General features: G+C 65.4%; 12 protein-coding genes. 5 read left to right on the top strand and 7 right to left on the bottom strand.

Translation table 11 applies throughout. The features are described from left to right. The first annotated feature begins 43 nt into the window (after positions 1-43). Positions 44-745: a response regulator gene (locus ACK8OU_RS12475; protein ID WP_410303744.1), complete on the top strand. Its 702-nt coding sequence runs from the start codon at positions 44-46 to the stop codon at positions 743-745. Here the strand turns inward: ACK8OU_RS12475 and ACK8OU_RS12480 are convergent. Then, on the bottom strand, positions 718-3,516 hold the full coding sequence (locus tag ACK8OU_RS12480; protein WP_410303745.1) for an ATP-binding protein: 2,799 nt from the start codon (positions 3,514-3,516) through the stop codon (positions 718-720). The two genes, ACK8OU_RS12475 and ACK8OU_RS12480, sit on opposite strands and share 28 nt — an antisense overlap. Between ACK8OU_RS12480 and torT the strand changes: the two genes are divergently transcribed. Next, a complete protein-coding gene (torT, locus tag ACK8OU_RS12485) occupies positions 3,515-4,501 on the top strand; it encodes a TMAO reductase system periplasmic protein TorT (protein ID WP_410303746.1) in 987 nt (328 codons plus the stop codon). The genes ACK8OU_RS12480 and torT overlap by 2 nt on opposite strands. A gap of 79 nt (positions 4,502-4,580) precedes the next feature. On the opposite strand, the gene ACK8OU_RS12490 is transcribed toward torT, so the two are convergent. The 5 genes from ACK8OU_RS12490 to ACK8OU_RS12510 form a co-directional block, all read right to left on the bottom strand. Then, complete coding sequence (locus tag ACK8OU_RS12490; protein ID WP_250043918.1) at positions 4,581-4,754, bottom strand: DUF1328 domain-containing protein; 174 nt, start codon at positions 4,752-4,754, stop codon at positions 4,581-4,583. 186 nt (positions 4,755-4,940) lie between these two features. Beyond that, on the bottom strand, positions 4,941-6,473 hold the full coding sequence (locus tag ACK8OU_RS12495) for a phospholipase D family protein (RefSeq protein WP_410303747.1): 1,533 nt from the start codon (positions 6,471-6,473) through the stop codon (positions 4,941-4,943). A gap of 110 nt (positions 6,474-6,583) precedes the next feature. Continuing rightward, positions 6,584-8,365: a sensor histidine kinase gene (locus tag ACK8OU_RS12500; RefSeq protein WP_410303748.1), complete on the bottom strand. Its 1,782-nt coding sequence runs from the start codon at positions 8,363-8,365 to the stop codon at positions 6,584-6,586. After that, a complete protein-coding gene (locus ACK8OU_RS12505; protein ID WP_410303749.1) occupies positions 8,362-8,961 on the bottom strand; it encodes an RNA polymerase sigma factor in 600 nt (199 codons plus the stop codon). Before ACK8OU_RS12505 ends, ACK8OU_RS12500 begins: the two co-directional genes overlap by 4 nt. Beyond that, on the bottom strand, positions 8,958-9,116 hold the full coding sequence (locus tag ACK8OU_RS12510; protein ID WP_410303750.1) for a NepR family anti-sigma factor: 159 nt from the start codon (positions 9,114-9,116) through the stop codon (positions 8,958-8,960). The genes ACK8OU_RS12505 and ACK8OU_RS12510 overlap by 4 nt, the downstream gene beginning before the upstream one ends. Positions 9,117-9,205: 89 nt before the next feature. Between ACK8OU_RS12510 and ACK8OU_RS12515 the strand changes: the two genes are divergently transcribed. The 3 genes from ACK8OU_RS12515 (at position 9,206) to ACK8OU_RS12525 (ending at position 11,724) form a co-directional block, all read left to right on the top strand. Then, entirely contained in the window at positions 9,206-10,003 is a 798-nt protein-coding gene (locus tag ACK8OU_RS12515) for a response regulator (RefSeq protein WP_410303751.1), read from the top strand. A gap of 142 nt (positions 10,004-10,145) precedes the next feature. After that, the gene (locus ACK8OU_RS12520; protein WP_410303752.1) at positions 10,146-10,643 is read left to right on the top strand and encodes a hypothetical protein; all 498 of its coding nucleotides are present in this window, start codon (positions 10,146-10,148) and stop codon (positions 10,641-10,643) included. 208 nt (positions 10,644-10,851) lie between these two features. Then, positions 10,852-11,724 (top strand): YihY/virulence factor BrkB family protein, encoded by an 873-nt coding sequence (locus ACK8OU_RS12525; protein WP_410303753.1) that lies wholly within the window; start codon positions 10,852-10,854, stop codon positions 11,722-11,724. On the opposite strand, the gene amaB is transcribed toward ACK8OU_RS12525, so the two are convergent. Next, positions 11,676-13,172 (bottom strand): L-piperidine-6-carboxylate dehydrogenase, encoded by a 1,497-nt coding sequence (amaB, locus tag ACK8OU_RS12530; RefSeq protein ID WP_410303754.1) that lies wholly within the window; start codon positions 13,170-13,172, stop codon positions 11,676-11,678. The two genes, ACK8OU_RS12525 and amaB, sit on opposite strands and share 49 nt — an antisense overlap. Between the last annotated feature and the right edge of the window lies 1 nt (position 13,173).

Genomic DNA, 13,173 nt, shown 5'->3' on the forward strand with positions numbered 1-13,173 from the left:
AATTTACATTGTGTGAAAATGTAAAGATTTGTAAACATCACCCATGCGCCATCACATTCTTATCGTCGAAGATGACAGGGTCAGCCGGATGCGGCTGGCGGCGCATCTGCGCGCGCTGGGCTATCGCGTGTCCGAGGCGGCCGATGCTGTGACGATGGAACATCTGATCGAGGCCGATCCACCCGAACTGTTGCTGGTGGACATCAATCTGGACGGCAAGGATGGTCTGACGATCACCCGTGAACAGCGCGCGCGATCCAAGGTCGGGATCATCCTGCTGACCTCGCGCAGTGACCAGGTTGACAAGATCGTGGGGCTGGAAATGGGCGCGGACGATTATGTGACCAAGCCCTATGATCCGCGTGAACTGGCAGCCCGGGTCAAGAACCTGCTGGCGCGGATCGCCGATCTGGGTGGCCCGCCCGAAGGCCCGGGCCCCACAGATGCCGTCGGTCCCTGGCGGCTGGACCGGATCCGGCGGCGGCTGGTGTCGCCCGTCGGAACCGAGCCGCTCAGCCCGCAGGAATTTCAGGTTCTGGTGGCGCTGGCCGATCATCCCGGGCTGACGCTGGGGCGCATGCGTATGGCCGAACTGATCGGGCGCGGCGATTTGCGCCCCAATGACCGGATGATCGATGTGATCGTCGGCCGGCTCCGCAAGAAGATCGAGCAGGATCCCGCCAATCCCGACTGGATTCTGACGATCCACGGCGAAGGTTATCGGCTGGTCCCTTCGGACAGCTGAAGCCCAAGCGCGCGGGCCGCAGCGCGCAACCGCGCCCCGGCGGTGTGGACGGTATCGGCGATATCCGCGGGCAGATCGTCGGGCGCGGCCTCGATCGCGGCCAGGATGGCGCACAGCGGTTCCATCCCGAAATTCGCGGCCGCCCCCTTCAGCTTGTGCGCCGCGCGCGCGCGGCCGGTGCCGGTTTCGGCCTGCAGCCGGGTCAGGGCCGCAGGCAGGTCATCAAGGAAGGTCTGAACGATCTCGGTCATCGTGGCTTCGCCCAGTGTCTCCAGATCGCTGCGCAGGGCGGCAAGGGTTGGATTATCCTGCGCATTGGGGGGGGCTTCGGGCACGGGTGGCGGGGCTGGGGTTGCCCCGACGGGCGTGATCGTGTGCAGCAGTGCCATCAAGGCGCGGGGCGATACCGGCTTGGCCAGGATCGCCTGCATCCCCAGCCGCGCGCGTTCGGCCGGGGTATCCGCGATCAGATGCGCGGTCAGTGCCGCCAGCGCGGGCGGATCGGGCAGGCGCGCCAGCCCTGCCGCAACCTTGGTGCCCGGCATGTCGGGCAGGTCCAGGTCGATCAGCGCCAGATCGAACCGCGCCGCTTTGGCCAGCCGCAGGCCGGTGCCGCCATCCTCAGCCTCGGTTACGGTGCAGCCCAGTTTTTCCAGCAAGCCGCGCGCCACCATCCGGTTGACCGGATGGTCCTCGATCACCAGCACGGAAAGGTCGAACTGGTCGCCGGGCACCCCGGTCGGTTCGGCCGCCATGATCTGGCCCGGATCGCCGATCCCAAGCGGCACCGTCAGCGTGAAACGTGACCCAAGCCCCGGCTCGCTTTCCACATGTAACCCGCCGCCCATCGCCTCGGTCAGCTGGCGCGAGATGGCAAGGCCCAGGCCCATCCCCTCGGTGCCCGCCCGCCGTGCCGCATCCGACCGGTTATAGACATCGAAGGCCCGCGCCAGGGTGTCCCGATCCAGCCCCATGCCGGTATCGCTTACGGTAAAGCCCAGTATTACGGTGTCCGGCCCGGGGCCGGGCGCGTGATCCACCACAAGCGAAACGTTGCCCCGGGCCGTGTATTTCACCGCGTTCGAAATCAGGTTGGTCAGCACCTGCCGGATCTTGACAACATCGCCCAGCAACACCGGCGGCGCGTCTTGCGGCAGATCAATCACGGTTTCCAGCCCTTTGGCCTGGCCCAGGCTTTGCAGTTGCTGGCCCAGCTGGCCGATCAGGGTGCGCAGGTTGAAATGCACCGCATTGCGGCGCGCGGCGGGGTCCTGGGCGGCGGTAAAGGTCAGGATGTCATTGGTGATTTCCAGCAGATCACGGGCCGAGGCCAGCGCGACCGCTATCCGCCGCTGCCCGCTGCCCGGGGCGGCTTCCTGGTGCAGCAGCTGCAGCATGCCGATCATCCCGTTCAGGGGGGTGCGTATTTCATGGCTCATGCGGGCCAGGAACTGGGTCTGTTTGCGGTTCGCCTCTTCCGCCTCGATGCGCGCGGCATCCGAGGCCTGCATCTCGCGCAGCACATCGGTCGTGCGGGTCAGGACCGCCTCTTCCAGATGGTCGCGCAGGCGGGCGGCCTCGGCGGCGCGGCGGCGCAGGATGTTGATCGCCTTTTCCACCCGGCCGATTTCGTCATGGCCGCTGATCGGGACGCGCGTTGCAAAATCGCCCTCGGCCACGGCGACGATCCGTTCCGCCACCGTGCCAAGCCGTTTCACCAGTCGTTTGCGGGCATAGATCCACAGCAGGCTTGCCACCACCAACGCCGCCGAGATGAAAACCACCAGCGCCGCCGTCAGACGTGCAATGAAAAGATCTGCCCGGGCAATATCGGCCAGGCTTTCGGACTGGGCCGCATCGCGCAGTGACCCGGCCGCTTTTGCAAGCGTCGCGACATGGGCGCGCAGGCGGTCTTCATCCGCGGCAAGGGCGGCGCGCAGTTGTTCAAGCCGAAGCCGCTGATCCAGCGCCCCGCCGGGCTGTGCGGTTTCGCCGAACCGGCCCAGCAGATCGATGACCTCGCGTCGCGCCGACAGGCCCGGCAGGTATTGCGCCCGGCGCAAGGCCAGATCGTGGGCATTCGCGATGAAGGTGCGGCGCTGATCGATCTCTGCGGCGGTGACGGGGTCTGCCGCCCGCAAGGCCTGTAACCGCAGGGCATCAACCATGCGCACCAGTTCGGCCAGCCGGTCGAAGGCGAAGAAATACCTGTCCGCCAGGGCATCGATGCGCGGGTCGGGCCGGGTCTGCGGCGCCTCATACAGGGCCGACAGCCCAGCCGTCATCCGCAGTCGCGCCAGATCGACCTGGGCCGAGATGATGTCTTCCAGCCGCGCGCCGGCCCCGTCGATCCGCTGTTGCCCGGCGATCAGTTCGCGGTGCAGCGCGGTGGCGTCGGCGGCGGTCGCAACCACCCGCGCCAGAATATCCGCCGGTGCCTCGTCCGCCACGGGTGCGCCCTGTGCCCCGGCCAGGCGGACAAGCCCGGCCTCGATTTCCGCGATCAGCGCGGCCAGCGTCGTGGCGATCCGGGCGGTTTCCGTATCGGTTTCGGCGCGCGCCAGCCCGTCGATCAGGGGCACCATCAATCCGGATTGCGTGCCGATCTGCGCGGCCAATTCCCTTGCCGGAAGGTTTCGGTCTATGATCTCGTCATGGGTGCGGATCAGATACCAGTTCACCGTGATCGCCACTGCGCCCACCATCACGGTCAGGGCAACCAGTATGGCGAAAACCGACAGAAGCTGGGTATCGAAACGGGCTTTGCGCATGTGCCAGTGTTACGGGCGCGCGGTTGCGCGATCAATCGCCCTTGTGGCGGGGATCGCCACACTTTGGGCCGGGGCCGCGGCCCGGGCCGAAACGCGCCTGTGTGTTCTGGTGCCGCATTTCAAGGATGAATACTGGTTGAGCGTCGGCTACGGGCTGGAAGAGGAAGCCCGGCGTCATGGCGTTGTCCTGATGTTCTATGAGGCGGGTGGCTATCGCGCGCTGCAGACCCAGATCGCGCAGCTTGATGGCTGCCTTGATCGTGGGGCCGATGCGGTGCTGATCGGGGCTGTCAGCGCGGATCACCCCGCGCTTCTGGCCGCGGTCGCACAGGCCGCGGCCCGGCGCCCGGTGTTCGGGCTGGTCAACGCCCTTGACGCCCCCGATCTGGCCGGGCGGGTCGGGGTGGATTGGGCCGACATGGGGCGCGCGGTGGGCCGCTATCTGGCCGAACGTCACCCCGTGGGCACGGTGCCCCGGAAGGCGGTTCTGATCTCGGGCCCGGCCGAGGCGGGCTGGACCGGCCCGCTTGAAAGTGGCCTGCGCGATGAACTGGCGCAAAGCTCGGTGCGGATCGTGGGGGGGCTGGGCGCGGATACCGGCCTGCGCGAACAGTTGCGGCTGGTCGAAGACGCGCTTGACCGCTGGCCAGGCGCGGATTTCCTGATCGGATCGGCCCCGGCGATCGAGGCGGCGATGGGCCATTTTGCCCAGCCGGTACAGGATGCTGTGTCGCGGCCGGGCCTTGTGGCCACCTACAGCAGCCATACCATCAAACGTGGCCTTATCGGCGGGCAGGTTCTGGCGGCGCCCTTTGACGACCCGATGGAGCAGGGCCGCCTGGCCCTGCGCCAGGCGATCGGCCTTGTCGCGGTTACCCATCCTGATCAGGCGCTTGGCCCTGAAATCCGGCTTTTGCAGCCCGGGTCGGATGGGTTGTCACAGATGACCCTGTCCCCGCCTGAATATTTCCCGACAATCGAATAGGTCCGGCCCGTGCACTGAAAAGGCCGCGACGCAAGCCGCGGCCTTTTCAGTGGCGTTGCATGCGGTTTTGTCCGGCGGGTCAGACCGGCGGCTTGCCCCGCACTGCGCGGGCGATCATCGCAACCACGAAGAGGATCAGGAAGATCACGAACAGGATCTGCGCGATCCCCGCCGACGCCCCGGCAATGCCGCCAAACCCAAGCGCCGCGGCGATCAGGGCGATTACAAGAAAGGTCAGTGCCCAACCAAGCATGGCATTCTCCTTTGTTTCGGGTGTACAACGCGCCTTGGCGCATTCTGGCAGGGTAACGCGCGCCCCGCGCTGCAGGTTCCCTTGCGGGCTTTTTTGCTGCCGCTTCCGGGCTTCATCATCTGGCTTGTGGCGGGGCCAGGGTCGGCAAAACAGGCAAAGGCCGTATACCCGCGTGAGCGGCGGGGTTCAGACCATTTCATCCGGGATCAGCGGGGCAGGCGTGCCAAAGGCTTCGGCCGCGCGCAGGTCATAGGGCAGGACGAAGCCGTGGCGCTGATCGGGGGGATGTTTCGCATTGGCCAGCGCCAGCGCGCGCCAGGCCTGCACCGCATGGTCCAGCGACAGGAATTCATCCCCCGCGCCCTGCGGCAACCAGTGGCGCATGACGCGTTCGCGCAGCGCCACGATATCGTCGTGCCGGTTCAGGAAAACCCCCGCCTCGGTGTCCCAACGCAGGGAACGCCCGTTCAGATTGGCCGAAGACACGATCGCGGCCCGGTCGTCAAAGATCGAGACCTTGGTGTGGATATAGACCAGCGGCGCACCGTGCAGGGTGGCGCGGCCATTCGGCACCTTGCCCGGATCGGCGTTGCGGGGCTGGGCCGTTGCCCCGATGAACAGACGCGACCCGAAACCTTCGCGCAGGATGCGCAGGGCCCGGGCCTGCAAGAATTCGCCAAAGCGCGCATCAAGCCCGGTGGCCCCGTCAAAGGCCACCTCGTCGGGGGCGGCGGGCAGGATCAGGATCATGCCCAGATCGGGGTTTTCCCGCGCGGTGCGGGCCAGCGTTTGGGCCAGGCCCCGATCGCGGAAATATTGCGTTTCCAGATAGATCAGCTTGCGGCTGCGCCGGGCCAGCATGGCGTGGCCATCCTGGATTTCGGCGGTGACAGGCCTGGGCCCGAAATGGAACAGGTCAAAGCGGCGTCGGCGCGACAGGGTGCGCAGGAAACGCCGGGGCGGGGCGGGCTCGGCCCGGCCGGCAACCACATCCAGAAAGGTTTCCAGATGGGTCTGCGCCTCGGCCACTACGGGGCCTTCCAGCAGCAGCTGAACGTCCTGCCAGGTTTCATCCCCGGACCGGTCATGGTCGGGGCTGTCAAAGCGCCGTTCGTTCAGGTCAAGCCCGCCGATATACAGCCGCTTTCGGTCAAAGACCGCCAGCTTCTGGTGATGCGTCGCGGGGTATAGCTGCGGCAGCCCGATCAGGCGGGGAAAGCACTGACCGCCCAGCCCCAGTTTCATCAGGCGCAGAAGGCCGGGTGCCTCGCGCAGGGTCGCGGCGCGTTCGGGCGCCGGCATGGCGTTCAGCCATCTGGCGTTGCGCAACAGCCGCCGCGCGATCAGCGGCCAGACCAGCAGCCGCGGCAAAAGGCCCGTTCGCGCCGGGTGCATCGCGGGAATGACGCGCAGCCGGGCGCGCGGCCCGGCAAGTTCGGCCGCAGCATACAGCATACGCACGCTGCGCCATGTTCCGCGATGCAGGTCCGGGCGGGCGCAGGGGTCGAAATCCGACAGGATGATGGTGACCGAAACGCCCCGTCGCAGCGTATGTTCGACAAGGTCGAACCAGGTGTCCCCGATCGCCCGACCGGCACGCGATCGCAGCCGTGTATCCAGATCGAAAATGCGGAAACTGGCCCGGATTTCGCGGCTGGCTTCCAGGAAGGCGCGTTCCAATGCTGGATAGGCCTCTGCCGCCGTCAGAAGCACCCGCATCCGGTTGTCTGCCTGAATTCCCGCTTTTCTAAGCCGTTCCATCCATCCCTACCGCAACCCCTGTTCTGCCCCGCCGGTCGAACGTTCGCACATCCGGCCCGGTTCCCGTATCATGCCGCCTCGGGGTTCGGGGGCGATGTCGTGCGGTCATGGCGGGCTTCGGCCTCGGCCAGGGGGCGCAGGGCAAAGGGCACGCTGACATGATAGGTGTCATCGCTGGCGCCGGATTCAATCGTTCCGCCCAGTTGCTGCACAAAGGCCCCCAGAAGTTGCGACCCAAGTCCCGTGCTGTCCTGGCCCAGCTGCGTGCTAACCGGCCCCGCCACACTGTTGGAAATACGCAAATGCGCCCGCATTGGTTCAGCGTGCTTCAATTCCACCCTGATCCAGGGCGCGGCAGTGTCGTTGCCGGCATATTTCAGCGCGTTCGTCATCGCCTCGGTCAGCAACAGCGCCAGCGGCACCGCCTGATCCGGGGTCAGGCGGATGTCATCGACATCGGTGGCGACCGAAAAGCGCCGCCCCGGGCCTGAGCCAAGCTTGACGATCTGGTTGACGATGTCGGGCAACAGCTCATTGGCGCTGATGTCGGTCAGGCCGCTTGTCTGATACAACCCGCGGTGAATTGTTGCCAGGCTGATCACCCGTTCCTGCAGGCCCTTCATCAGGCCCTTCGCCTCGGGTGTGCGGGCCTGGCGCATCTGCATGTTGATGATCGAGGCGATCAGTTGCAGGTTGTTCTTCACGCGGTGATGCACCTCGCGCAGCAGAACCTCCTTGTGGTGGATGGTGTCCTCCAGCTGGGCTTCATCATGCAGGATGGTTTCGGTCATGCGTTCAAAGGCATCGGCCAGTTCGCGGATTTCCAGCGATGCCCGGTCCAGGTTCAGATGTCCCACGATCCGATGGCCACCGGCAAAGCGGCGGATGGCGCGGCCAAGCTGGCGGATGTGCCGGATCACCAGTTGCTGAACCGCGACATAGGCCACGAACAGGCTGGCAAGCCACATGGCGGCGGGAAACAGCATCGGCGGCAGGTCGGCCAGCGGCCCAAGGGTCTGCATCCCATCGGCAGGCCAGCTGCCCAGCGCATAGACCTGGTTTGGTACCAGTTCGACCACCGAATAGATCCGATCATTGCCCAGCCGGGATTTCGCCGAGAAGCTGACCGAAATCGGCGCTGCCAGTGCCTTGAGCGCCCGATCCGCAGGCAGCCGGTTCTGCGCGTCCTCCAGCCCGGTGGAAGAGGTCAGGATACTGCCGGTGCGATCGAAGGTCATGATGATCAGCGGGCGGCTGACCTCGGTATCGGGGCCGTCATTCGCCTCGGCCAGGGCCTTGTGCGGGATCGACAGGGACACGACCCCGATCTTGTCACCGCTTTCATCAAAGACCGGATGTGCGATGCCCAGAACCGAGGTCCCCGAGACCGGGGCCCCGGGATTGACGATGAACGAGGGTTCATCCTTCTCGATCATCTGTTGGAACAGCGGATTATCGGCATAGTCGAACAGCCGCCCCGATGACGAACAGGTCATCAGCCCCGAAACCGGGATATAGGCAGCAAGCGACAGATAAGGCAGCTGTTCGGCCACCAGCCGCATCTTGTCGACGCAGGCGGCATCATGCCCGATCAGCGGCAGGATCGACCGCGACAGCACGGCGGCCACCCCCTGCGCCTGTTCGATCAGCCGGATCTCGCCCCCCAAGGCGTGCATCGTCGCGCCCATCAGCGCAGCTTCGGACCGGGCGCGCGCCTCTTTCATCAATGATGTTGCCTGATAGACCGACAGCACCAGAACCGGGAACAGCGCGATCGCCAGCACCACCGCAAGCCGCACCGGCAGCCGCCGGGTCCACCCCCGCGCCGGTGGCGTTTGCATCGGCATCATGCCGCGGCAACCCCTGACCGACCCATGACCGCCAGCGAATTGCCATCCGCCTCGGCCAGAATATCCTCGCCCTCGGCCAGATGCAGCATTTCGGCCAGCCGCGCGCGGGCCCGGTTGGCGCGGCTTTTCACGGTGCCGACCGCCACCCCCATCATTGCCGCCGCATCCTCATAGGAAAAGCCCGAGGCACCGACCAGCACCAGAACCTCACGGTGTTCGGGGCTAAGCTGGTCAAAGGCCTGAAGAAAATCGTTCATCGCCAGACGCCCGTCATGCGCGGGCTTGTCGAACAACGAGGCGGCGTGAATGCCATCGGGGTCTGCCACCTCGCGTTTGCGTTTGCGCCGGTCGGAATAGAATGTGTTGCGCAGGATGGTGAACAGCCAGGCGCGCAGGTTGGTGCCGGGCTGGAACCGGTCGATGTTGGACCAGGCCTTCACGATGGTATCCTGCACCAGATCATCGGCGGCCGAGGCATTTCGCGTCAGCGACAGCGCAAAGGCCCGCAGCGCGCCCAGATGTTCGGGCAATTCTTCGCGGGGATCCTGTGCCGGGGCGGACAACCCGTCGGAGGCGGCTTTGGAGGGCGCGCTCATTTGCCGCCCTCCTTCGCCTTCAACTGCGCCAGCAGCTGTTTGAACCGATCGGGGATTTCCTCATTCAGCGCCTCTTCGTAGACCCGCTTCAGGTTTTCGTCGATCTGCTCTTTCAGCCTGGCGTTTGACTTGCGCTCTGCCATGTCAATATTCATACCTGCCTTCCGATCCCGCGATTTTTGCACGGAACCAAACGCGCGGCCAGAACGTTTGGTTCCCGAAAAACATGAAAAGGGAGATTTTCATGACCAATGACCTTGCCGGCGCCATTGCTGCCAACCTTCCCTATCTGCGCCGCTATGCGCGCGCGCTGACCGGCAGCCAGGGCAGCGGCGATCGCTTTGCCGCCGCCACGCTGGAAGCGATCCTGGCCGACACGGCGCCGTTCGCCGATGGCGTCGAACCCAAGGTTGCGCTGTTTCATGCGTTCCATCTGGTCTGGGCTTCGGCCGGGGCGCCCCTGGGCGAGGCGGACAGCGCCCTGGCCAAACGTGCCCAGCGCCATATGGCGCGGCTGACGCCGAACACGCGTGAGGCGCTTTTGCTGAACTCTCTCGAAGGGTTCCGGCCCGATCAGATCGCACGGATCATGCAGGTCGACACGGATGACGCTGCCGCGCTGATCGATATCGCCCTGGCCGAGATGGAAGTTTCAATCACCGGCAAGGTGATGATCATCGAGGATGAGGCGATCATCGCGATGGACATCCGCGCGATCGTCGAGGACATGGGCAATACCGTTACAGGCGTTGCGCGCACCCGGTCCGAGGCGGTGGCGCTGGCCGCCAGCAACCGCCCCGATCTGATCCTGGCCGATATCCAGCTGGCCGACAATTCATCGGGGATCGATGCGGTCAACGACATCCTGGGCCAGTTCGATGAATTGCCGGTGATCTTCATCACGGCTTTCCCGGAACGGCTTCTGACCGGCGAACGCCCCGAACCCGCTTTCCTGATTACCAAGCCCTACAGCGAGGATCAGGTGCGTTCCGCCGTCAGCCAGGCGATGTTCTTTGCCTCGACGGAAATGCTTGCGGCCTGATCCCGCGGCATAGTCCCGACCAGCGGGCCCCGGCAGCTGCCGGGGCTTTCCTTTTCGTGATCGGCGGTGGGGGAACGCAGGCGGCCGGGGGGTGTTTCCTTTGTATGGGCAGGCAGGCCTGCCAAAATGAAGGGAGATGAAAATGTTCAGCAAGATCCTTATCCCGACCCTGTCGGCGGGGCTTATATCCGGGGCGGTCCTGGCCGAGGAGACCCCGATCAAGTCGATCGACGTTACCGCCGATATCGCCGTGATCGAGAATGCCGAAGCGGCAAAGTTCTGGGGCAATCTGGAAACCGACCTTGAGGCTGCGATCGCCGCCGAAATCGCGCCGGATCGTCTGGTCGGCGCTAAGGGTGAGGGTTCGGAAATCACGGTCGATATCGACGAAATCGCTTTGTCCGACACCTGGGCGACCGTCACCGATCTGGGGGAATCGCGCCTGGTCGGTCAGGTCAACGTGACCAGCCAGACCGATAATTCCAAATTCGACGGGTATGAGCTGAGCGTCGCCTTCAAGGATGCGCTGGTATTCCTGCCCGAAGGCGCCGATGTCACCCTGCTGACGCGCGACAGTGCCGAATATTACGCGGCCATGCTGCAGGCCTTTGCCGAACATGTCGTGGACCGGCTGAAATAAGCCTGCATTCGCACGAAACCATTGCCCCGGACCTCCAGGTCCGGGCTTTTCATGCGTGTCCGCGGTGCTGCGGCATGAAAAACCGGGTCGGGCAAAGGACCCGGCGAAAGGCGGCAGGATCAGCGGCTGTTCGAATGCGGGCCGCCCCGGCGCAGCTTGTTGCGCACGGGGCCCGGCTGCGCGAAGGTTGCGGGGAAAGGAAAGTGTCATGGTGAACCGGATCTGGCTGCTTGTCAGCGGCATCGCGCAGCGTATGGAACAGACCAACCTGTCGCTGGTGGCGGCGGGTGTGGCGTTTTATGCCATGTTCGCCATCTTTCCCGGCCTGACCGCGACGATCGCGATCTGGAGCATCGTGGCCGATCCGGGTGTGATCCGAAGCTATCTGACCGTTGCCGAGGATTTCATCCCTGCCGATGCCTATGCCATTGTGCTGGATCAGATCCTGGCCCTGCTGGCCGCACCCCGGGCGGCGCTGGGCTGGGGTACGGCGCTGTCCGTGCTGATCGCGCTGTTTTCGGCGCGGGCGGGCGTGGGGGCGCTGGTGCGCGCGCTGAACGTGATCCACGGCACCCGGCAGCGCAACACGCTTTGGGCGCTGGTGACCGGCTATGCCATGACCCTGGCGCTGGTAGGTGTGATGCTGGCGGCGCTGGCGACCGTGGTGGTCGTGCCCATTGCGCTGCGGTTTTTGCCGCTTGGTCTTTTGAACGGCTGGTTTCTGTCGGCACTGCCCTGGGGGGCGATGCTGTTTCTGATGCTGACCGCGCTGGGCATCCTGTATCGCTATGGTCCCAATACAGAAGGCCACCGCGACCCGATCCTGACCTGGGGCGCGGTGGTGGCAACGCTTAGCTGGGCGGCGGCGTCATTGGCGTTCAGCTTTTACCTGACGAATTTCGGGGCCTATAACCGGGTCTACGGCTCGATCGGGGCGGTGATCGCGCTGTTGATGTGGCTGTATCTTTCCGCCTTTTCGGTTCTGCTGGGGGCGGCGCTGAACGCCGAACTGATGGCCCGGCGCCGTCGCGGTCAGAAATCGAAGGTTACCCCCTGTGCCAGCGGCAGTGCGGCGGAATAGTTGATCGTGTTGGTCTGGCGCCGCATATAGCCTTTCCACGCGTCCGACCCGCTTTCGCGCCCGCCGCCGGTTTCCTTTTCGCCGCCGAACGCCCCGCCGATTTCCGCACCCGACGGGCCGATGTTGACATTGGCGATCCCGCAATCCGACCCGGATGAGGACAGGAAGGCCCCCGCCTCGCGCATGTTCAGGGTAAAGATGCACGATGACAGGCCCTGCGGCACATCATTTTGCAGCGCGATGGCGTCTTCCAGCCGGTCATAGCCCAGAACGTACAGGATCGGGGCAAAGGTTTCCTCGCGCACGCAGGCGGTCTGGCCCGGCATCTCGACCACGGCGGGTTCGACATAGGCACCGCCTTGCGGCCCCTTGGCGACGGCGCGGCCGCCATGAACCTTGCCGCCCTCGGCCCGGGCCTGTTCCAGCGTGGCCAGCATCCGGTCGCGTGCGGCATGGTCGATCAGCGGCCCCACCAGGGTCGTGGCCTTGCGCGGATCACCGATCGGCAGGCTGGCATAGACCTTGGTCAGCCGGGCGACCAGTGTTTCGCGGATATCGTTGTGCACGATCAGCCGCCGCAGGCTGGTGCAGCGCTGGCCTGCCGTGCCCACGGCGGAAAACACGATGGCGCGTACCGCCATGTCCAGATCGGCCGATGGCGCCACGATCATCGCATTGTTCCCGCCCAGTTCCAGGATCGAACGGCCAAAGCGTTCCGCCACCTTCGGTCCCACGATCCGTCCCATCCGGGTCGATCCCGTGGCCGAGATGATCGGAACGTCAGGCGCGCTGACCAGCGCCTCGCCCAGCGCCGGGCCGCCGATGACCAGTTGCGCCAGCCCCGGGGGTGCGTCACCGAACCGGGCCATCGCGCGATCCAGGGCCTTCATCGCGGCGATTGCCGTCAATGGGGTCTTTTCCGAGGGTTTCCAGATGATCGGATCGCCGCAGACCAGCGCCAGCGCCGCGTTCCACGACCAGACCGCGACAGGAAAGTTGAACGCCGAGATGATCCCGACCGGCCCCATCGGATGCCAGCTTTCCATCATCCGGTGGCCGGGCCGTTCCGACGCGATCGTCAACCCGTAAAGCTGGCGCGACAGGCCCACGGCAAAGTCGCAGATGTCGATCATCTCCTGCACCTCGCCCAGGCCTTCCGAGGTGATCTTGCCGGCCTCCAGCGTGACCAGGGCGCCAAGCGCCTCTTTGGCGGTGCGCAATTCCTCGCCCAGCAGGCGGACCAGTTCGCCGCGGCGGGGGGCGGGCACGTCGCGCCAGCTGCGGAAGGCGGCCTGCGCGCGGGCGATCACGGCGGGCATATCGCTGGCCGGGGTTTCGCGCACACGGGCGATTTCGGCGCCATCAATGGGCGAATGCACGGCAAGGCTGCCGCCGGTGATATCGGCGGATGTGATCCCGAGGGCGTTGAAAATGTCTTCGGTGGTCATG

It is taken from the genome of Pontitalea aquivivens, assembly GCF_046507575.1.
Classification (GTDB): domain Bacteria; phylum Pseudomonadota; class Alphaproteobacteria; order Rhodobacterales; family Rhodobacteraceae; genus Pontitalea; species Pontitalea aquivivens.